Here is a 20,781-nt window from a genome sequence, read left to right on the forward strand (position 1 = left end):
TCTGAGGACTACTCCTCAGAGCCGGAACCGGAACCGGAACCGGAACCGGCCTCCGGCAACTCGTCCGACGGATCGTCCGTCTTCGTCGTCGCCGCGTTGTCCGCCTCCAGCAGACGCGACAACTGACGCCCCACGATCCGCTTGAACTTACGCGTCTGCGGGCGCGTACGATCCAGCACCGCCACCTCCAGCCGCTCCGCGGGAATCTCCCGCTCGCTGCCGTTGGTGTCCCGCGACAGGGCCTGCACCGCCAGCTTCAGCGCCTCGGCCAGCGACATCCCGTCACGATGCCGCTGATCCAGGAAACTGCTGATCTGCTCCGCGTTGCCGCCGACCGCGACCGAGCCGTGCTCGTCCACGATCGAACCGTCATGAGGCAGCCGGTAGATCTGGTCACCCTCGGGCGACTCACCCACCTCGGCGACGACCAGCTCCACCTCGTACGGCTTCTCACCGGCACTCGAGAAGATCGTGCCCAGCGTCTGCGCATAGACGTTCGCCAGACCACGGGCCGTCACATCGTCACGGTCGTAGGTGTAGCCCCGCAGATCGGCATAACGGACGCCACCGATACGGAGGTTCTCGTACTCGTTGTACTTGCCGGCGGCCGCGAAGCCGATCCGGTCATAGATCTCACTGAACTTGTGCAGCGCACGGGACGGATTCTCACCGACGAAGACGATGCCGTCGGTGTACTGGAGGACGACCAGACTGCGGCCGCGGGCGATGCCCTTGCGGGCGTACTCCGCCCGGTCGGCCATGGCCTGCTGGGGAGAGACATAGAACGGCGTGGACACCGGCTACCCGTCCCTTTCTGTCGATGGCGAAGGAGTCAGAGCAGCGCGGCGCGCGGGCCGTCGGGCTGCTCGAGGCGGCGCTCCAGGATCGAGCGGGCGATGTCCGAGGACTCGGTGTCGGTGAGCCGGCGGAAACCGTCCTCGGTGATGACGGTGACGATCGGATAGATCCTGCGGGCCACGTCCGGACCGCCGGTCGCCGAGTCGTCGTCCGCCGCGTCGTACAGCGCCTGCACGACCAGCGTGGTCGCCTGCTGCTCCGTCAGGTCGTCGCGGTACAGCTTCTTCATGGCACCCCGGGCGAACAGGGAGCCGGAACCGGTGGCCGCGTAACCGTGCTCCTCGGAGCGGCCGCCGGTGACGTCGTAGGAGAAGATCCGGCCGCGCTCGCGGTCCAGGTCGAAGCCCGCGAACAGCGGCACCACGGCGAGGCCCTGCATGGCCATGCCGAGGTTGCTGCGGATCATCGTGGAGAGCCGGTTGGCCTTGCCCTCCAGGGAGAGCTGGGCGCCTTCGACCTTCTCGAAGTGCTCCAGCTCGAGCTGGAAGAGCTTGACCATCTCCACGGCGAGGCCGGCGGTGCCGGCGATGCCCACGGCCGAGTACTCGTCCGCCGGGAAGACTTTCTCGATGTCGCGCTGCGCGATCATGTTGCCCATCGTCGCCCGCCGGTCACCGGCGAGCACCACGCCGCCGGGGAAGGTGGTCGCGACGATGGTCGTGCCGTGCGGCGCCTCGACGATCCCGTCGGGCAGCTTCCGGTTCCCCGGCAGCAGGTCCGGCGAGTGCGCGGACAGGAAGTCCATGAACGACGACGAGCCCGGCGTCAGGAAGGCAGCTGGTAGACGCCCGGTGCTACGAGTGTTGGCTTCCACGCGTGTCCCTCCAGGTATGCGGCGGCCCGTCTCATGGCATCGGGCCGATCTTTGAACTGCCCCAGGCCTGCGTTGCAGCTGAAGCACAGTACGCCACGGACCTTACCCGTCTCGTGACAGTGATCCACATGCTCTGCGGGTGCGGCAAGGCATATACAGCACACGCCCTGCTGCTCGGCAATCATGGCTTCCAACTCGGCAGGGGTGAGACCGTACTTGCGCTTGAAGTAGCTGACGCGATTCCGCTCGGCACGACACACCTTGCAGTAGCTCGACCATCCGTCCGAGCTGGTCTTGTTGCGCTCCCATTCCGAGTGCGGCTTGATCTCTCTGCACTGCGGGCAGCGTTTGTGCCCCGACGCCACCGGAACCTTGAGCCGTACGCTCTTGCCTTTCGCCTCCTGACGCTGCCGGTAGTACTCGGCTGAGCACTCCTTGCAGTACGCCTGCAGGCCATCACTCATGGACTTGTTCCCGGCGAAGGCTGCCCGCGGTTTGCACTCCTTGCACCGCGAGCAGCGCTTCGTCATTCCGCCCTCTGCCACTCACCCCACCCTGAACCTTGGATTCGAAGGTCAAGCGGCCTACTGGCCACCCTTCTGAACGAACGACCTCACGAAATCCTCAGCATTCTCTTCCAAGACGTCGTCGATCTCGTCCAGCACCGAGTCGACGTCGTCGCTCAGCTTCTCCTGGCGTTCCTTGAGGTCGGAGCTCGCCTCCGCGGTGGTCTCCTCGACCTCCTCGGTGGTCCGCTGCGCCTTCTGCTGTCCGCCGCCGGTGTCCTTGGTCGCCATGTCCCTCACCCCGCTCGAATCGGCCCGCTCGGTTGAGTCTGTCGAGTTCAGACCCTACAAGCCTGCTCTGACATCGGCCCCGCGGTCGTTGTGACCGCGGGGGCTGCTTTCATGATTCCCGCCCCGGAGGGCTTTCAGGCGTACCTCAGCCGCCGGACAGTACGCGGACCAGTTCTTCCGCGGTGCGGCAGCGGTCGAGGAGTTCCTTGACGTGGTTCCGGGTACCCCGGAGGGGTTCCAGGGTGGGGACGCGCTGGAGCGAGTCCCGTCCGGGCAGGTCGAAGATGACCGAGTCCCAGGACGCCGCGGCCACGTCGTCCGCGTACTGCTCCAGGCAGCGGCCGCGGAAGTACGCCCTGGTGTCCTCCGGAGGGTTCGTCTCGGCCCGTTCGACCGTTTCCTCGGTCAGGAGTCGCTTCATGCGCCCGCGGGCCACCAGACGGTTGTACAGGCCCTTCTCGGGGCGTACGTCGGCGTACTGGAGGTCGACGAGGTGCAGCCGGGCGGCGTCCCAGTCGAGGCCGTCCCTGCGCCGGTAGCCCTCCATGAGTTCGCGTTTGGCGATCCAGTCCAGTTCGCCGGCGAGGCTCATGGGGTCGTGTTCGAGCCGGTTGAGGGTGTCCTCCCAGCGGACGAGGACGTCCTTGGTCTGGTCGTCGGCGTCGGCGCCGTACCGCTCCTCGACGTACTTCCTGGCCAGTTCGAAGTACTCCATCTGGAGCTGGACCGCGGTGAGTGTCCGGCCGCTGCGCAGCGTGATGAGGTGCTGGAGGCCGGGGTCGTGGGAGACCTGGTGGAGGGTGCGGACGGGCTGGTCGACGGCCAGGTCGACGTTGATGAAGCTGTCCTCGATCATGGAGAGGACGAGCGCGGTGGTGCCGAGTTTGAGGTAGGTCGAGATCTCGGAGAGGTTCGCGTCGCCGATGATCACGTGGAGTCGGCGGTATTTCTCGGCGTCGGCGTGGGGTTCGTCGCGGGTGTTGATGATGGGGCGCTTCAAGGTCGTCTCGAGTCCGACCTCGACCTCGAAGTAGTCGGCGCGCTGGCTGATCTGGAAGCCGTGCTCGCGGCCGTCCTGGCCGATGCCGACGCGGCCGGCGCCGGTGACGACCTGGCGGGAGACGAAGAACGGGGTCAGGTGGCGCACGATGTCCGAGAAGGGGGTCTCCCGCTTCATCAGGTAGTTCTCGTGCGTGCCGTAGGAGGCGCCCTTGTTGTCGGTGTTGTTCTTGTAGAGGTGGATGGGCTGGGCGCCGGGGAGCTGGGCGGCTCGTTCGGCGGCTTCGGCCATGATCCGCTCGCCGGCCTTGTCCCAGAGGACGGCGTCGCGGGGATTGGTGACCTCGGGGGCGCTGTATTCGGGGTGGGCGTGGTCGACGTAGAGCCGGGCGCCGTTGGTGAGGATCACGTTGGCGAGGCCGATGTCCTCGTCGGTGAGCTGGCTGGAGTCGGCGGCCTCGCGGGCGAGGTCGAAGCCACGGGCGTCCCGCAGCGGGTTCTCCTCCTCGAAGTCCCAGCGGGCGCGGCGCGCCCGGTGCATCGCCGCCGCGTAGGCGTTGACGATCTGGGACGAGGTGAGCATGGCATTGGCGTTCGGGTGGCCCGGGACGGAGATCCCGTACTCCGTCTCGATGCCCATTACTCGCCGTACGGTCATGCGGCCCTCCTTGCCCGGCGGCGCTCCCCTCCGGGAGCGGCGCAACAAGTACCGACGAGCCTAGAGCGACTCCGCGCCGGTGGGGAGATCGTTTCGAGGATTTGCTGGAGTTCGAGTTTTTGCTGAGTTGGAGCGGGTGCCGGGGCGGAATGCGACGGCTGCGGATGTCCGGGTTTCCGGACATCCGCAGCCGGCCGGCGTTTTACAGGTACTGACCGGTGTTGGCCACCGTGTCGATGGAGCGTCCGGTGTCCGCGCCCTGCTTTCCGGTGACGAGGGTGCGGATGAAGACGATCCGCTCGCCCTTCTTTCCGGAGATGCGGGCCCAGTCGTCGGGGTTGGTGGTGTTGGGCAGGTCCTCGTTCTCCTTGAACTCGTCCACGCATGCCTGGAGGAGGTGGGAGACGCGGAGGCCCTTCTGGTTGTGGTCGAGGAAGGCCTTGATGGCCATCTTCTTGGCCCGGTCGACGATGTTCTGGATCATCGCTCCGGAGTTGAAGTCCTTGAAGTAGAGGACTTCCTTGTCGCCGTTGGCGTAGGTCACTTCGAGGAAGCGGTTCTCCTCGCTTTCGGCGTACATCTTCTCGACGACCGACTGGATCATCCCGCTGGCCGCGGCGTCCTTGGAGCCGCCGTGTTCGGCGACGTCGTCGGAGTGGAGCGGCAGGGATGCGGTGAGGTACTTGGCGAAGATGTCGCGGGCCGCTTCGGCGTCCGGACGCTCGATCTTGATCTTGACGTCGAGTCGGCCGGGGCGCAGGATCGCGGGGTCGATCATGTCCTCGCGGTTGGAGGCGCCGATGACGATGACGTTCTCGAGTCCTTCGACGCCGTCGATCTCGGCGAGCAGCTGCGGGACGATGGTGTTCTCCACGTCCGAGCTGACCCCGGAGCCGCGGGTGCGGAAGAGCGATTCCATCTCGTCGAAGAAGACGATGACGGGGGTGCCCTCGCTCGCCTTCTCCCGGGCCCGCTGGAAGACCAGGCGGATGTGCCGCTCGGTCTCGCCGACGTACTTGTTGAGCAGTTCGGGGCCCTTGATGTTCAGGAAGTAGGACTTTCCGGCGGGCTGCCCGGTGACCTCGGCGACCTTCTTGGCAAGGGAGTTGGCGACGGCTTTCGCGATCAGTGTCTTGCCGCAGCCGGGGGGCCCGTAGAGCAGGATGCCCTTGGGCGGGCGGAGCTCGTGCTCCTTGAAGAGGTCGGGGTAGAGGTAGGGGAGCTCGACGGCGTCCCGGATCAGTTCGATCTGGTCGCCGAGGCCGCCGATCTTGCCGTAGTCGACGTCGGGGACCTCTTCGAGGACGAGTTCCTCGACCTCGCTCTTGGGAACGACTTCGTAGACGTACCCGGAGCGGGGCTCGAGGAGCAGGGCGTCGCCGGGGCGGATGGTGACGTCCAGCAGCGGCTCGGCGAGCCTGACCACCCGTTCCTCGTCGGTGTGCCCGAGCACCAGGGCGCGCTCGCCGTCCTCGAGGACTTCCTTGAGGGTGACGATGTCGCCGGTGCGCTCGAATTCCATGGCCTCGACCACGTTGAGCGCCTCGTTGAGCATGACTTCCTGGCCGCGCCGGAGTTCTTCGAGGGCGACGCCGGGGCTGACGTTCACCCGGAGCTTGCGGCCCCCGGTGAAGATGTCGCAGGTGTCGTCCTCGTTGGCCTGCAGGAACACTCCGAAGCCGGCCGGCGGCTGGGCGAGCCGGTCGACCTCCTCCTTGAGGGCCACGATCTGGTCGCGGGCCTCACGGAGCGTGTTGGCGAGTCGCTCGTTCTGAGCGGACACGCCGGCCAGGTTGGTCTGCAGCTCGACGATCCGCTCCTCGAGAATCCTCGTGTGTCGCGGAGAGTCGGCGAGCTTGCGGCGCAGGACGGCGATTTCCTGCTCGAGATAGGCAACCTGGCCGGCGGGGTCCTCAGACCCCCGCCCCGGCCGGATGCCGCGGTTGATGTCGTCGTCGTGGGCTGCCACGGTCCTCACCTCCTCCAAGGGGAGCTGGACGCTTCCTGACCCTACCTGCGTGGGTGGTGATTGAAACCCCTAGATCACAAACACTCTCGGGGTGTGTCCGATCTTCACCCTTGCGCTTCCCCTCACGCCAGGGGAATACCCCTCGCCAAACATCGGAATGCGCGCGGTTGTATCGTCGGCGGTGGTCAACACCCGTCAGGGGTGGCAGGACTTACTTCGGATTCGATCAGCAGTCGCAGGAAACGGCAGGGGAAATGACCGTGCAGCACGAGGTCCCGTCCACGGACGCCGGCGAGGCGCTGGAGGTGTGGATCGATCAGGATCTCTGCACGGGCGACGGGATCTGTGCGCAGTACGCGCCGGAGGTCTTCGAGCTGGACATCGACGGGCTCGCGTACGTGAAGAGCACGGACGACGAACTGCTCCAGGACGTGGGGGCCACGACTCCGGTGCCGCTGCCGCTGCTGCAGGACGTGGTGGACTCCGCCAAGGAGTGCCCGGGCGACTGCATCCACGTCCGGCGGGTGGCGGACGGCGTCGAGGTGTACGGCCCCGACGCCGGGTGAGCCGCGCTCACCGCCCCTGCGTGTGACGCGTCCGCGCCACCGCGTGTGACGGGTCAGACGCTCTGTGCCGCCGCGCCGGCCTTGCTGCGCGTGAACGCACCGCCCTGCCAGCGCCATTCGGCGCTCTCCCGCACGTCGGGACAGCAGCGGGGCACGTCCGGGGTGGAGTAGCCGAGCAGGGTGGCCGTGACGACGCCGTCGCGGACGGTGAGGCTCTCCACGTTCTGTCTGCTCGTCGGCTCGACCAGGGTGGCGACGACGCGGGCGGCACCGGTCCTGTCCCGGGTCAGCACGTAGAGCCCGCTCGGCGGGGTGCCCGATCCGGCGTCGCAGCGTGCCACGGCCACGGTCTCCGGGCTGCCGTCCCCGTCGAGGTCGCCGGTGGCCTGCCGGGCGACGACGCTCGGTGCTCCCCCGCACTCCAGCGGGTAGGCGGCGCCCGCCGCTTCGGGGGCCGGTCTCGGCGGCGCCTCGGGCGATCCGGCGGTCGCGGCCGCGGCGGTGGTGGCGGTGGCCGCGTCGGGCTGGAGCAGGCCGGCGCCGGCGACGACGGCGGCCATGGCGGCTGCGGTGGCGAGCCAGTGCACCGGGCGGGGGTGGGTGTGCGCGAGGTCCGGGAGGGCGGCAGGCTGCACGCGGGGCGTCTCCTGTGAGGGGTGGTGCGGTGGGAGTGGCCAGCATCGTGCCATACGTCACAGGAGGGCGGAACAGGCGGGGTGGCTCCGCTTCGGCGCTCGGTGGCAACGCGGCGGCGCCGCTGTCGAGTTCTCGCCATGGGGCGGGGAACTCGGCAGCGGCGCCGTCACGTTGTCGGAGGGATGGTGGACGTCAGCCCTTGTTGGGGCCCTCGTAGTCCTCGCCGTACGCACCCTTGGCGGGACGGCGGCGGCGCATCGGGGGCTCGACGCCGTCGGCGAGGCGACGGGCGGTGACCAGGAAGCCGGTGTGGCCGATCATCCGGTGGTCCGGGCGGACGGCCAGGCCCTCGACGTGCCAGTTGCGGATCATGGATTCCCAGGGCTGAGGCTCGGCGTAGCAGCCGAACTCGCGGATGGACTCCACGGTGCGCGCGAGCTGTGTGGTGGTGGCCACGTAGCAGCACAGGATGCCGCCGGGGACGAGCGCCTTGGAGACGGCCTCCAGGCACTCCCAGGGGGCGAGCATGTCGAGGATGACGCGGTCGACGTCGGTGTCGCTCAGGTTGTCCTGGAGGTCGCCGACGGTGAGCTGCCAGGCGGGGTGCGGGCCGCCGAAGTAGCGCTCCACGTTGCCCTTGGCGATCTCCGCGAAGTCCTCGCGGCGCTCGTACGAGTGCAGCATTCCGCTGTCGCCGATGGCGCGGAGCAGGAAGCTGCTGAGCGAGCCGGAGCCCACGCCGGCTTCGACGACGCGTGCGCCGGGGAAGATGTCGGCGAAGGCGAGGATCTGTCCCGCGTCCTTCGGGTAGACCACGGCGGCGCCGCGGGGCATGGACAGGACGTAGTCGGGGAGCAGGGGGCGCAGCGCCAGGTAGGCGACGTTTCCCGTGGTACGGACGACACTGCCCTCAGGAGCGCCGATCAGCTCGTCGTGGGGGAAGGAACCCTTGTGGGTGTGGAAATTCTTCCCGGCTTCGAGCGTGAACGTGTAGTGGCGTCCCTTGGGGTCGGTGAGCTGGACCTGGTCCCCGACCTTGAAGGGCCCGCGACGGCGGGCGGCACCGGTCGGTTCGGACATGTGACCAGAGTACCGGGGTCAGGAGGACGGTCTTGCCATGGCCCGGACGAAGGCGCGCTCGACGTCGGCGGTGGAGAGGACTCCGTAGATCTCTCCGCTGTCCTCGACGACGAGGTACTCGGTGGCGGGGCTGGCCCGCAGGTGGTCGAGGAGGCCCTGTCCGGCGAGTTCGGCGGGGACGCGCATGCCGTCGGCGAGGTCCTGGGAGAGGGCGCTGACGGCGACCCAGGGGCGGCGGTGCTGGGGGACGCCGGCGATGGCGGTCTCGCGGACGAGGCCGGTGGGGTTGCCGCCGCCGTCGACGACGACGAGGGCGCGGGCGCCGGCTTCGTTGGCGCGGCGCAGTGCCTCGGAGAGGGGGGTGGCGGGCGGGACGGGGATGGCGCGCCGGGTGAGGGTGCGGGCGCGCAGTTCGGGCAGGTGCTCGCGGAGCCGGGCCATGCGGAGGCTGTTGCCGGCGCCGGTCCAGATGATGGCGGCGAGGATGGCGGCGAGCAGGGCGTCGGTGACGGTGTCGACGCCGCTGATCTCGGAGGGGTCGTTGCCGAGGAGGCCGGTGCGGGTGAGCAGAGGGAGGCCGATGAGGACGGTGACGGCGAGGGCGCGGCCGACCCAGGCGGCGGCGACGGTGCCGCTCATCGGCTTGCCGGTGAGCTTCCAGATGACGGCGCGGAGCATGCGGCCGCCGTCGAGGGGCAGGCCGGGCAGGAGGTTGAAGACGGCCACGATGAGGTTGGAGATCATCAGGCCGGCGAGGAGGACGCCGGGGACGGTGCCGGGCCGGACGGCGTCCATGGCGGCGTAGAAGACGCCGGCGAGGACGAGGGAGAGCAGGGGGCCGACGAAGGCGAGGACGAATTCGCGGCCGGGGGTCTCGGCCTCCTTCTCGATCTCGGAGACGCCGCCGAAGAACTGGAGCTGGATGCGGCGGACCGGCAGTTTGAAGCGGAGGGCGGCGACGGTGTGGGCGAGTTCGTGGACGAGGACGGAGGCGTAGAAGGCGACGGCAAAGAACAGGGAGACGAGGTAGCGGGCGGCGCCGAGATCGGGCAGCACCCGGTCGATCTGGTTGCCGAAGACCCAGGTGATCAGGGCGGCGACGAGGAACCAGCTGGGGGCGACGTACACGGGTACGCCGAAGAGACGGCCCATGAGGATGCCGCCTCCGGGGTCCTCGGTGCGCTGCGGCTTGCCGTCGCCGTCCTCCGGTCCCGCCGGGCCGGACCGCGGCCGGTCGTTCTTGCCGCTGGCGTCGTCCTGGTTCACGGGTTCCCTTCGCTGCCTGTGCGCCGTCCCACGTCGTCGCGGCACGCTTCGATCATGCAGCGTGACGGGGTGTGTAGTCGATGGTATTCCGCCGGTGTCAGTGGCGGGCCGTAGGGTCTGGGGCATGAGTAGCAGCGAGCAGCCGGCGGCGGAGCCGCGTACGCCTTCGACGCCGTCGTCGTTGTCGCCGTCGCGGGCGAGCGATTTCATGCAGTGCCCCCTGCTGTACCGGTTCCGGGTGATCGACCGGTTGCCGGAGAGGCCGAGTGAGGCGGCGACGCGGGGGACGCTGGTGCACGCGGTGCTGGAGCGGCTCTTCGACGCGCCGGCGGCGGAGCGGACGGCGCCGCGGGCGAAGTCGCTGATCCCCGGGCAGTGGGACCGGCTGCTGACGTCGCGGCCGGAGCTGTCGGAGCTGTTCGAGGGGGACGCGGAGGGGGAGCGGCTGGCGCGCTGGCTCGGTGAGGCGGAGCGGCTGGTCGAGCGGTGGTTCACGCTGGAGGATCCGACGCGGCTGGAGCCGGCGGAGCGCGAGCTGTTCGTGGAGACGGAGCTGGAGTCGGGGCTGCGGCTGCGCGGGGTGATCGACCGGGTGGACGTCGCGCCGACGGGCGAGGTGCGGATCGTCGACTACAAGACGGGCAAGGCGCCGCGGCCGGAGTACAGCGAGGGCGCGCTGTTCCAGATGAAGTTCTACGCGCTGGTGGTGTGGCGGTTGAAGCGGGTGGTGCCGCGGCGGCTGCAGCTGGTGTACCTGGGCAGTGGCGAGGTGCTGACGTACGACCCGGTGGAGGAGGATCTGCTGCGGGTGGAGCGGAAGCTGCACGCGCTGTGGGAGGCGATCGTGCTGGCCACCCGGACGGGTGACTGGCGGCCGCGGCAGACGAAGCTGTGCGGGTGGTGCGACCACCGGGCGCACTGCCCGGAGTTCGGGGGCACTCCCCCGGTGTACCCGCTGGAGATCGTCTCCGCGCGCCCGCCTGAGGCGGGGCCGGACGAGCAGGGCAGAATGGAGCCGGTTCAGCCCGCCCCGTAAAGGAGTTCTCGTGGCCATCCGCGTCCTTCTGGTCGACGATCAGCCGCTGCTGCGCACCGGTTTCCGGATGATTCTGGAGGCGGAGGCGGATCTCGCGGTCGTCGGCGAGGCCGGGGACGGTCTGCAGGCCCTGGAGCAGGTGCGGGCGCTGCAGCCGGACGTGGTGCTGATGGACATCCGGATGCCGCGGATGGACGGGGTGGAGGCGACCCGGCAGATCACGGGTCCGGGCCGTGACGGCCCGGCGAAGGTGCTGGTGCTGACGACCTTCGACCTGGACGAGTACGTGGTGGAGGCGCTGCGTGCCGGGGCGAGCGGCTTTCTGCTGAAGGACGCGCCGGCCAACGAGCTGGTGCAGGCGATCCGGGTGGTGGCGGCCGGTGAGGCGATGCTGGCGCCGAGCATCACGCGGCGGCTACTGGACAAGTACGCGGGGCATCTGCCGTCGGGTGACGAGCAGGTGCCGGACACCCTGAACACGCTGACGGAGCGTGAGGTAGAGGTGCTGAAGCTGGTGGCGCGGGGTCTGTCGAACGCGGAGATCGCGGCGGATCTGTTCGTCAGCGAGACGACGGTCAAGACGCATGTGGGTCATGTGCTGACGAAGCTGGGGCTGCGCGACCGGGTGCAGGCGGCGGTGTACGCGTACGAGAGCGGTCTGGTCCGCCCCGGCGCGCAGTAGACCTTCGGCAGTACGGGGACGGGCCCGGCGCGCATCGTCTGCGCGCCGGGCCCGTCCGCGTGGTGCGGTGTCCCGGTCAGGACTTCTTGAGCTCCCAGAAGCGGAAGACGGTGGAGGCGTCGAGGGTCCACTCCAGGCCGGTGATGTTCGGGGCGGCGACCGCGTACTGCTTGCCCTGCCACAGCGGCAGGATCGGCAGGTCCTCGGCGACCAGGTCCTGCAGCTCGCCGAAGTCGGCGGCGGTGGTGGCGCGCTCGGCGGCGGAGGAGGTCTTCGGGATGAGGGTGCCGGTGATCCGCTTGTTCTCGTAGTTGTTGCCGAGGACGTTGCCCTCGCCGAAGAACGGGCCGGTGAAGTTGTCGGGGTCCGGGTAGTCGGGCACCCAGCCCTTGACGTAGACGCCGTACTTGCCGGCCTCGATGTCCTTCTCGTACTGCTCGAACTCGACGGACTGGACGTCGGCCTCGAACAGGCCGCTGTCGTTGAGCTGCTTGGCGATGGCCTCGAACTCCTGGTCGGTGGCCGGGCCGTAGCGGCTGGGCGTGGACCAGAGGGTGAGCTTGACCTTGTCCTTGATGCCGGCGGCGCGCAGCGCGGCCTTGGCCTTGGCCGGGTCGGGGCGGCCGCCGTAGGCGTCGAAGAAGGCGGTGTTGTGGCCGGCGATGCCCGCGGGGACGATCGAGTACAGCGGCGTGGCGGTCGACTTGTAGACGTCCTCGACGAGTGCGTCGCGGTCGACCAGGTGGGCGATGGCCTTGCGGACGCCGAGCTTGCCGACTACCGGGTCCTTGAGGTTGAACACCAGGTGCTGGACCTCGGCGCTGCTGCCCTCGACGACCTCGACCTCGCGGTCGGCACTGGTCGCGGCGGTCTCCAGGGCGGCGACGTCGCCGGCGGCGAGACCGCGGTAGGCGACGTCGATGTCGCCCTTGGTGAGCGCCTCGGCCAGGGCCTTGCGGTCGCCGTCGTACAGCTTGAGGGTGACGCCCTTGTTCTGGGTCTTGGCGGTGCCCTTGTACTCGGTGTTGACGGAGAAGACGGCCTCGCGGTCGTCGATCTTGTCGAGCTTGTACGGGCCGGAGCCGACGGCCTTGCCGTCGGTGCGCAGCGCGTCGGCCTCGTACTCGCGGTGGTCGACGATGGAGCCGGCGCCGGAGGCGATCTTGCTGGGGAAGGTGGCGTCGGGGACCTTGAGGCGGAAGACGACGGTCTTCTCGTCGGGGGTCTCGATCTTGTCGATGGTGGCGAGCAGCGGGCCGGGGCCGGACTGGTCGTCGATCTTCAGCGCGCGTTCGAAGGAGAACTTGACGTCCTCCGAGGTCAGCGGGTTGCCGTTGCTGAACTTCAGACCGTCCCGCAGGGTGCAGCGGTAGACCTTGCTGCCGCCCTCGAAGCCGCACTGCTCGGCGGCCTCGGGCTCGGGCTCCGTGCCGCCCTTGGGGAAGGCGAGGAGGGACTGGAAGACGTTGTTGAACAGCAGCCAGGAGCCGGGGTCGTAGCCGGCGGCGGGGTCGGTGGCCATGACCTCGTCCGACATGCCGACGCGTATGGCGTCGCCCGCGCCGCCCGCGCCGCCGCCCGTCTCCGTGCCACAGCCGCTGAGCAGTGCGGTGGCCAGGCCGGCCGCCAGCGGGGCGGTCAGCCACTTGTTGTGTGCCTTCACAGAACCTTGCCTCGTGATCTCTTGCCGGCCGGCCGCGCGCGGGTCGCGCGGCCGGGTAACGCAGGGGGTCAGGCGGTGCCGCGACCGAGCTCCCAGAGCTGCAGGTCGGAGGAGTTGTTCAGCGCCCATTCGACGCCGGTCACATCGTCGCGGGCGGCGACGTACTGCTTGCCCTGCCACAGCGGGAGGACGGGCACGTCGCCGGCGACGATCTCCTGCATCTGCTCGAACGCGGGGGCCGCGGCGTTGCGGTCGGCCTCGCGGCGCGACTGCGGGATCAGTCGGTCGCGGACGACCTTGCTGACGTAGGGGGTGTTGAGGAAGTTGTCCGCGTCGAGGAACGGGGCGACGTAGTTGTCCGGGTCCGGGAAGTCGGGGAACCAGCCGAGGCCGTAGACGGGGTAGTCGCCGCGCTTCTGCGCGGGGCGGAACTCGGACCACTTCGTGCCCTTGACGGTGACGTCGAAGAGGCCGGTGGCGTTGAGCTGCGACTGCAGGGCGGCGAACTCCTTGGCGGTGCTGTCGCCGTAGCGGTCGGTGGTGTAGTGCAGGGTGAGCTTCACCGGGGTGGTGATGCCGGCGTCGCGCAGCAGTTCGGCGGCCTTGGCCTTGCTGGGCTCGCCGTACTTGTCGAAGAACGAGTTGGTGTGCGCGGGGATGCTCGACGGGATCAGCGAGTACAGCGGCTGGGCGGTGGAGCCGTACACCTCGCCGGCGATCCGGCCGCGGTCGACGACGGCGGCCATGGCCTGCCGGACGGCCTTGTTCTTGACGGACGGGTCGGTGGTGTTGAAGGCGAGGTAGCGGATCTCGAGCCCGGGGACCTCGATGAGTTCGATGCCCGGCTTGGGGTCGTCGCCGAGTTCCTTGATCTGCTCGGGGCCGAGGGCGCGGGTGGCCAGGTCGACCTGGCCGGCCTTCAGCGCGTCGCCCATGGCCTCGGCGGTCTCGAAGGAGCGCAGTTCGACCTTGTCGTTGCGGAGCGTGACGTCGCCCTTGTAGCGCGGGTTCTTGATGAAGGCGGCCTTGGTCATCCGGTCGCCGTCGCGCTCGACCTGGAGGGTGTACGGGCCGGAGCCGTCGACGTCGAAGCCCTCGCGGAGCTTCTTGCCGTCGTACTTGTCCTTGCTGACGATGCCGGCGACGGGGGTGGAGAGCTTGTACGGGAAGGTGGCGTCGGGGGTCTTCAGGTGGAAGACGACCGCCCGCTCGCCCTGGGGTTCGACCTTGTCGATGTTGGCGAGCAGGGCGGCGGTGCCGTTGTCGGACTTGATGGCGAGGACGCGCTCGATGGAGAACTTGACGTCCTCGGAGGTGACGGGCGTGCCGTCGGCGAAGGACAGGCCCTCGCGCAGGGTGCACCGGAAGCTCTGGCTGGCCTTGTCGGTGAAACCGCAGCCGGAGGCGGCGTCGCCGACCGGGCGGCCGCCGCCGCGCGGGACGTGCATCAGGGTCTGGAGGGTCTGGCGGAGGACGTTCCAGGTGCCGGTGTCGTACGCATAGGCGGGGTCGAGGGGCGCGGGGGCGTCCTCGGTGGCGACGAACTGGTCCGTGGTGCCGACGACGATGTGCTCCTCGCCGCCGCCGACGGTGGTACCGCAGCCGGCGAGTACGGGGGCGAGTACGCCGGCGAGGGCCGGCAGCACAAGGGTCTTGCGGTTCAACGGAAACGTTCTCCTCATCCGGCACGGGATGCAGCGGGTACGGAACACTCCGCCGCTGCCGCCCGGTCGGGGCGGAGCGATCGGGCCGGATACAGCGATCGTTCCTCTGGGCGCGGCGACTCGGGTTTGCGCCGGCGCACACGGTGGGTGCGGCGAAGTACGACCGAAAGATTAGTGCGCGGCGGGGTGCGGGCCTGACGCGGTCGCCGGAGAACGGTCACCGGTGAGTGATCACCGATGCGCGATGATCGATAGTCATGCGAAGGTACGACCCGCCCAAGGGTCCATGAATCCGGACACATGGAGACAGCTGAAGCGCATGTTCCGGGCATGGGGCACAGAAAGGCCACCTACCCCCCAGTACGCTGGGTGACCAAGGTCACTCGGGCGACTTCAGGACAGGTGGCCGAGAGGCGAGGGGCCGCGATCACGGAGAACGCACGGTACGGAGCCCTGCGTTCCCTTCCGCGTTCGCGCGAACCGACGTCCGCGTTGGCGCGGACCGGCTCAGGCGCCGGAGATCAGCGTCCGCAGGAACGGCACGTCGACCTCTTCGAGCGAGCGGACCACGACCCGGCCGCCCGCGGGCGCGATCGGCGCGACGGACGGCACCGCCACGACCCGGCAGCCGGCCGCCTCCGCGGAGGCCACGCCGGTCGCGGTGTCCTCGATGACCGCGCACAGCACCGGGTCGGCCCCGGCCCGCTCGGCGGCCGTGAGGTACGGCTCCGGGTGCGGCTTGGTACGGCTCACCTCGTCGCCGGCGATGGAGTACGCGAACCGGTCGCGGCCCACCGAGGCGAGCACCCGGTCGATGATCCGCCGGTGCGAGGCGGAGACCAGCGCCGTGGGGATGTTGTGCCGGGCCAGCTCCGTGAGCAGCCGCTCGGCCCCGGGCATCAGGGGCACGCCCCGGTCGATGCGCTGCTCGAACTTCTCGTTGAGCAGCACGGTCAGCTCGGGGAGGGTGATGTCGGCGCCCGTGGCCTCGATGAGGTACCCGGCGCTGCGGCTCATCGGGCCGCCCACGACGATGTCGCGCCAGGACTCCTCCAGGGCGTGACCGAGCGCGGCGAACGCCTCGACCTCCGCGTCCCACCAGAACCCCTCCGTGTCCACGAGGGTGCCGTCCATGTCCAGGAAGACCGCCTGCAGGGCGGAGCTGCCGTTGGCACGGAACAAGGACGCGGGGACCGTACTGGTCATCCGGACACCTCCACGAAGGGACGAAGAGGCCGGTCACCCACCCCGGTACGGGGAGGGAGACCGGCCTGCACTGGACCGACCAGTGTACGTCGGAATCACACGGGAAGCACGGATGTACCCGTGTCCCCCGTCACGGTGCGCTGATTCCGGTCACCGAGCGTTGAAGTACTTCGCCTCCGGGTGGTGGATCACGATGGCGTCCGTTGACTGCTCGGGGTGCAGCTGGAACTCCTCGGAGAGGTGGACGCCGATCCGCTCGGGCTTCAGCAGCTCGGCGATCTTCGCCCGGTCCTCCAGGTCGGGGCAGGCCCCGTAGCCGAGCGAGAAGCGCGCGCCGCGGTACTTCAGGTCGAACATGTCCTCGACGTTCGCCGGGTCCTCGCCGCCGAAGCCGAGCTCGGCGCGGACGCGGGCGTGCCAGTACTCGGCGAGGGCCTCGGCCAGCTGGACGGACAGGCCGTGCAGCTCCAGGTAGTCGCGGTAGGAGTCGGCGGCGAACAGCTCGGCCGTGGCCTCGCCGATCCTCGAGCCGACGGTGACGACCTGGAGGCCGACCACGTCGGTCTCCCCGGACTCCTCCGGGCGGAAGAAGTCCGCGAGGCAGAGGTGGCGGCCGCGACGCTGGCGCGGGAAGGTGAAGCGGGTCCGCTCGTTGCCCTCCTCGTCCAGGATGATCAGGTCGTCGCCCTTGGAGACGCACGGGAAGTAGCCGTGGACGACGGCCGCCTCCAGGAGGTTGTCGGTGTGCAGCCGGTCCAGCCAGCCGCGCAGCCGCGGCCGGCCCTCGGTCTCCACCAGCTCCTCGTACGTCGGGCCGTCACCGGCGCGGTTCTGCTTCAGGCCCCACTGGCCCTTGAACAGGGCGCCCTCGTCGAGCCAGCTCGCGTAGTCCTTGAGCGGGATGCCCTTGACGACGCGGGTGCCCCAGAACGGCGGGGTGGGCACGGGATTGTCGACGGCGACGTCGGAGCGGCCGCCGGGCTCGGGCTCGTTGATCTCCAGGGCCGTGTCCCGCTTGGCGACACGGCGCTGCTTGAGTTCGGGCAGGGTGGCTCCGGGGACGCCGCGCTTGACGGCGATGAGTGCGTCCATCAGGCGCAGGCCCTCGAAGGCGTCGCGGGCGTAGCGGACCTCGCCCTGGTAGATCTCGTGGAGGTCCTGTTCGACGTAGGCGCGGGTGAGGGCCGCGCCGCCGAGGATGACGGGGTACTTGGCGGCCAGCTCGCGCTGGTTGAGCTCCTCCAGGTTCTCCTTCATGATCACCGTGGACTTGACCAGGAGCCCGGACATGCCGATGACGTCGGCCCGGTGTTCCTCGGCGGCCTCGAGGATCGCGGAGACCGGCTGCTTGATGCCCAGGTTGACGACGTTGTAGCCGTTGTTGGACAGGATGATGTCGACGAGGTTCTTGCCGATGTCATGCACGTCGCCACGGACCGTGGCCAGCACGATGGTGCCCTTGCCCTCCGCGTCCGACTTCTCCATGTGCGGCTCCAGATAGGCCACCGCACTCTTCATCACCTCGGCCGACTGCAGCACGAACGGCAGCTGCATCTGACCCGACCCGAACAGCTCACCGACGACCTTCATCCCGTCCAGCAGCGTCTCGTTGACGATGTCCAGGGCGGGAGTGGTGGTCAGCGCCTGATCGAGATCGGCCTCCAGACCGTTCTTCTCCCCGTCGATGATCCGCCGCTTCAGCCGCTCCTCCAGCGGCAGCGCGAGCAGCTCCTCGGCCTTGCCCGCCTTCAGCGACTTCGCCGTGGCACCCTCGAACAGCGCCATCAGCTTCTGCAACGGGTCATAACCCTCCGCACGCCGGTCATAGATCAGGTCGAGGGCCGTCCGCACCTGCTCCTCCTCGAACCGCGCGATCGGCAGGATCTTCGAGGCGTGCACGATCGCCGAGTCGAGACCCGCCTTCACACACTCGTCGAGGAACACCGAGTTCAGCAGGATCCGCGCGGCCGGGTTGAGACCGAAGGAGATGTTCGACAGACCCAGGGTGGTCTGCACGTCCGGATGACGACGCTTGAGCTCACGGATCGCCTCGATCGTGTGGACACCGTCCCTGCGGGACTCCTCCTGACCCGTGCAGATCGTGAACGTCAGCGTGTCGATCAGAATGTCCGACTCCAGAATCCCCCAGTTGCCGGTGAGGTCGGCGATGATCCGCTCCGCGATCGCGACCTTGTCCTCGACACTGCGGGCCTGACCCGTCTCGTCGATGGTCAGCGCGATCAACGCCGCACCATGCTCCTGCGCCAGCCGGGTGACCCTGGCGAAACGCGAATCCGGGCCGTCACCGTCCTCGTAGTTGACGGAATTGATCACCGCCCGGCCGCCGAGCTTCTCCAGACCGGCCCGGATCACCTCGACCTCGGTGGAGTCCAGCACGATCGGCAGCGTGGAGGCCGTCGCGAACCGGCCGGCCAACTCCTTCATGTCCGCGACCCCGTCACGGCCCACATAATCGACACACAGGTCGAGCATGTGCGCGCCCTCACGGATCTGATCCCGGGCCATCTCCACACAGTCGTCCCAACGACCGTCCAGCATCGCCTCACGGAACTTCTTCGAACCATTGGCGTTCGTCCGCTCACCGATCGCCATGTACGAGATGTCCTGCCGGAACGGCACCGTCTGATACAACGACGCAGCACCCGGCTCCGGCTGCGGCACACGGACCACCGGAGCCAGGCCCTTCACCCGCTCCACGACCTGCCGCAGATGCTCCGGCGTCGTACCACAGCACCCGCCCACCAGAGACAGCCCGTACTCGCGCACGAACGTCTCCTGCGCATCCGCCAGCTCGCCCGGACCCAACGGGTAATGCGCACCGTTCTTCCCCAGCACCGGCAGACCCGCATTCGGCATACACGACAACGGGATCCGGGAATGCCGGGCCAGATAGCGCAGGTGCTCACTCATCTCGGCAGGACCGGTCGCACAGTTCAGACCGATCATGTCGATACCCAGCGGCTCCAACGCGGTCAGCGCCGCCCCGATCTCCGAGCCGAGCAGCATCGTCCCGGTCGTCTCCACAGTGACCGAGCAGATCAGCGGCACGGTGTATCCGGCGCTCTCCATGGCCCGGCGCGCACCGATCACGGACGCCTTGGTCTGCAGCAGGTCCTGGGTCGTCTCCACCAGAAGCGCGTCCGCGCCCCCGGAGAGCAGGCCCTCCGCGTTGGCCTGGTAGGCGTCGCGCAGCGTCGTGTAGGGAGCGTGGCCGAGGGTGGGCAGCTTGGTGCCGGGGCCGATGGAGCCGAGCACCCAGCGCTGCCGCCCGTCCCCGGCCGCGAACTCGTCCGCGACCTCGCGGGCGATGCGGGCGCCGGACTCGGAGAGCTCGTGGACGCGCTCGGGGATGTCGTACTCGCCGAGGGCGGCGAAGTTGGCGCCGAAGGTGTTGGTCTCGACGCAGTCGACGCCGGCGGCGAAGTACTCCTGGTGCACCGAACGGACGATGTCGGGCCGGGTGACGTTGAGGATCTCGTTGCAGCCCTCGAGGTTCTGGAAGTCCTCGAGCGTCGGGTCCTGCGCCTGGAGCATGGTGCCCATCGCTCCGTCGGCGACCACCACACGGGTGGCGAGTGCCTCGCGGAGCGCGGCGGCGCGGGTCCGGCTGTCGGCGGAAGGGGTCGGCAACGAGGCCATGGATGTGCTCCCTGGGATGCGACGGCTGTCGGCTTTGCACCCTCGGGGGAGGGCGCACGGGGCCAGCGTAACCGTGCGGATGCCGGGGTGGACACGGTGTCCCACTGGCCGGACGGCATCCTGTGTCGGGGTACTCCCGGTCGGCTCGTTCGTGGCGGACACTAGGCATGTGTCACACGAGGTCGGCATCGACCGATAGTGTTCAGCATTGTCGAACGGCGTTGATCGACGATCGATCCACGCGATCCAGGCAGGAGAAAGGGCCGGGCGATGGCGAAGAACATCCAGTCGCTTGAACGGGCGGCGGCGATGCTGCGACTGCTCGCGGGCGGCGAGCGCCGGCTCGGCCTGTCCGACATCGCTTCTTCCCTGGGTCTGGCCAAGGGCACCGCGCACGGCATCCTGCGCACGCTGCAGGCGGAGGGCTTCGTCGAGCAGGACGCGGCCTCGGGCCGGTACCAGCTGGGCGCGGAGCTGCTGCGCCTGGGCAACAGCTATCTGGACGTGCACGAGCTGCGGGCGCGGGCGCTGGTGTGGACGGACGATCTGGCCCGGTCCAGCGGCGAGAGCGTCCACCTGGGCGTGCTGCACCAGCAGGGCGTGCTGATCGTGCACCACGTGTTCCGGCCGGACGACAGCCGCCAGGTCCTGGAGGTGGGGGCCATGCAGCCGCTGCACTCCACGGCCCTGGGCAAGGTGCTGTCGGCGTACGACCCGGTGGCGCACAGCGAGGTTCTGGAGGTCGAGCTGAAGTCCTTCACGGACCGTACGGTGACCGGGCTGCAGGACTTCGAGTCGTTGCTGGACATGACGCGGTCGCGCGGCTGGGCCGCGGACGTGGAGGAGACCTGGGAGGGCGTGGCCTCGGTGGCTGCGCCGATCCACGACCGGCGGCGGATGCCGGTGGGTGCGGTGGCCATCACGGGCGCGGTGGAGCGGGTCTGCGACGGCGGGGAGCTGCGCTCGGAGCTCGTGGCGGCGGTGCGCGACTGTGCGCGGGCGGTCTCCAGGGACCTGGGGGCCGGCCGCTTCTGAACCGCTCGACGGAGGCACGGGACCGCTAAGCGGAATCCCTGGAACCCGCTGGTAACGATCGCGTTATCGGCGGGTTTTTCGTTACCGGAACCCTTGACGGGTTGTTCACACGAGGGCAAAACTTCCGTTCATCGGTCGGCATTGTCGAACACCTACCGGGAATGACCGCTAGAGTGTGACGGTGCCAAGGGC

17 protein-coding genes are annotated in these 20,781 nt (G+C 69.1%); 4 read left to right on the forward strand and 13 right to left on the reverse strand.

Annotated features, from left to right (window positions below; all coding sequences use genetic code 11):
- Window positions 1-8 precede the first annotated feature (8 nt).
- From prcA to arc, 6 genes are all read right to left on the reverse strand, one after another.
- The gene (gene prcA, locus ABZO31_RS05685) at window positions 9-797 is read right to left on the reverse strand and encodes a proteasome subunit alpha (RefSeq protein WP_406859874.1); all 789 of its coding nucleotides are present in this window, start codon (window positions 795-797) and stop codon (window positions 9-11) included.
- A gap of 35 nt (window positions 798-832) precedes the next feature.
- Window positions 833-1,672 carry a proteasome subunit beta gene (gene prcB, locus ABZO31_RS05690; RefSeq protein WP_406859875.1) on the reverse strand — a complete coding sequence of 280 codons (840 nt, stop codon included), beginning with the start codon at window positions 1,670-1,672 and terminating at the stop codon, window positions 833-835.
- Window positions 1,624-2,136, reverse strand: coding sequence for an endonuclease VII domain-containing protein (locus ABZO31_RS05695; protein WP_406859876.1), 513 nt, complete (start codon window positions 2,134-2,136; stop codon window positions 1,624-1,626). Before ABZO31_RS05695 ends, prcB begins: the two co-directional genes overlap by 49 nt.
- 120 nt (window positions 2,137-2,256) lie before the next feature.
- On the reverse strand, window positions 2,257-2,469 hold the full coding sequence (locus ABZO31_RS05700) for a ubiquitin-like protein Pup (RefSeq protein WP_406859877.1): 213 nt from the start codon (window positions 2,467-2,469) through the stop codon (window positions 2,257-2,259).
- A gap of 145 nt (window positions 2,470-2,614) precedes the next feature.
- Entirely contained in the window at window positions 2,615-4,126 is a 1,512-nt protein-coding gene (gene dop, locus ABZO31_RS05705) for a depupylase/deamidase Dop (protein ID WP_406859878.1), read from the reverse strand.
- 202 nt (window positions 4,127-4,328) lie between these two features.
- On the reverse strand, window positions 4,329-6,095 hold the full coding sequence (arc, locus tag ABZO31_RS05710) for a proteasome ATPase (protein WP_406859879.1): 1,767 nt from the start codon (window positions 6,093-6,095) through the stop codon (window positions 4,329-4,331).
- A gap of 254 nt (window positions 6,096-6,349) precedes the next feature.
- Here arc and ABZO31_RS05715 point away from each other — a divergent pair, with 254 nt between their 5' ends.
- On the forward strand, window positions 6,350-6,661 hold the full coding sequence (locus tag ABZO31_RS05715) for a ferredoxin (RefSeq protein WP_406859880.1): 312 nt from the start codon (window positions 6,350-6,352) through the stop codon (window positions 6,659-6,661).
- Between the two features lie 53 nt (window positions 6,662-6,714).
- Here ABZO31_RS05715 and ABZO31_RS05720 read toward each other — a convergent pair whose 3' ends face one another.
- The 3 genes from ABZO31_RS05720 to ABZO31_RS05730 form a co-directional block, all read right to left on the reverse strand.
- Complete coding sequence (locus tag ABZO31_RS05720) at window positions 6,715-7,296, reverse strand: hypothetical protein (RefSeq protein ID WP_406859881.1); 582 nt, start codon at window positions 7,294-7,296, stop codon at window positions 6,715-6,717.
- Window positions 7,297-7,489: 193 nt separating this feature from the next.
- Complete coding sequence (locus ABZO31_RS05725) at window positions 7,490-8,377, reverse strand: tRNA (adenine-N1)-methyltransferase (RefSeq protein ID WP_019884997.1); 888 nt, start codon at window positions 8,375-8,377, stop codon at window positions 7,490-7,492.
- An 18-nt stretch (window positions 8,378-8,395) separates the two neighbouring features.
- Window positions 8,396-9,643, reverse strand: a complete 1,248-nt coding sequence (locus ABZO31_RS05730) for a site-2 protease family protein (protein WP_406859882.1) — start codon at window positions 9,641-9,643, stop codon at window positions 8,396-8,398.
- A 124-nt stretch (window positions 9,644-9,767) separates the two neighbouring features.
- Between ABZO31_RS05730 and ABZO31_RS05735 the strand changes: the two genes are divergently transcribed.
- Both ABZO31_RS05735 and ABZO31_RS05740 read left to right on the forward strand, forming a co-directional pair.
- Complete coding sequence (locus ABZO31_RS05735; protein ID WP_406859883.1) at window positions 9,768-10,679, forward strand: RecB family exonuclease; 912 nt, start codon at window positions 9,768-9,770, stop codon at window positions 10,677-10,679.
- Window positions 10,680-10,689: 10 nt separating this feature from the next.
- Window positions 10,690-11,361 carry a response regulator gene (locus tag ABZO31_RS05740; protein ID WP_393647733.1) on the forward strand — a complete coding sequence of 224 codons (672 nt, stop codon included), beginning with the start codon at window positions 10,690-10,692 and terminating at the stop codon, window positions 11,359-11,361.
- A gap of 76 nt (window positions 11,362-11,437) precedes the next feature.
- Here ABZO31_RS05740 and ABZO31_RS05745 read toward each other — a convergent pair whose 3' ends face one another.
- The 4 genes from ABZO31_RS05745 to metH all read right to left on the reverse strand — a co-directional run bounded on the left by ABZO31_RS05745 (window position 11,438) and on the right by metH (window position 19,554).
- A complete protein-coding gene (locus tag ABZO31_RS05745) occupies window positions 11,438-13,024 on the reverse strand; it encodes an ABC transporter substrate-binding protein (RefSeq protein ID WP_406859884.1) in 1,587 nt (528 codons plus the stop codon).
- 68 nt (window positions 13,025-13,092) lie between these two features.
- Window positions 13,093-14,688: an ABC transporter substrate-binding protein gene (locus tag ABZO31_RS05750; RefSeq protein ID WP_406859885.1), complete on the reverse strand. Its 1,596-nt coding sequence runs from the start codon at window positions 14,686-14,688 to the stop codon at window positions 13,093-13,095.
- Window positions 14,689-15,195: 507 nt separating this feature from the next.
- Complete coding sequence (locus ABZO31_RS05755; RefSeq protein WP_406859886.1) at window positions 15,196-15,894, reverse strand: HAD family hydrolase; 699 nt, start codon at window positions 15,892-15,894, stop codon at window positions 15,196-15,198.
- A 150-nt stretch (window positions 15,895-16,044) separates the two neighbouring features.
- Entirely contained in the window at window positions 16,045-19,554 is a 3,510-nt protein-coding gene (gene metH, locus ABZO31_RS05760) for a methionine synthase (protein WP_406859888.1), read from the reverse strand.
- A gap of 270 nt (window positions 19,555-19,824) precedes the next feature.
- Here metH and ABZO31_RS05765 point away from each other — a divergent pair, with 270 nt between their 5' ends.
- Window positions 19,825-20,589: an IclR family transcriptional regulator gene (locus ABZO31_RS05765; RefSeq protein ID WP_406859889.1), complete on the forward strand. Its 765-nt coding sequence runs from the start codon at window positions 19,825-19,827 to the stop codon at window positions 20,587-20,589.
- Window positions 20,590-20,781: the final 192 nt, after the last annotated feature.

The sequence above is a fragment of the Streptomyces solicamelliae genome (assembly GCF_045348655.1).
GTDB lineage: Bacteria > Actinomycetota > Actinomycetes > Streptomycetales > Streptomycetaceae > Streptomyces > Streptomyces solicamelliae.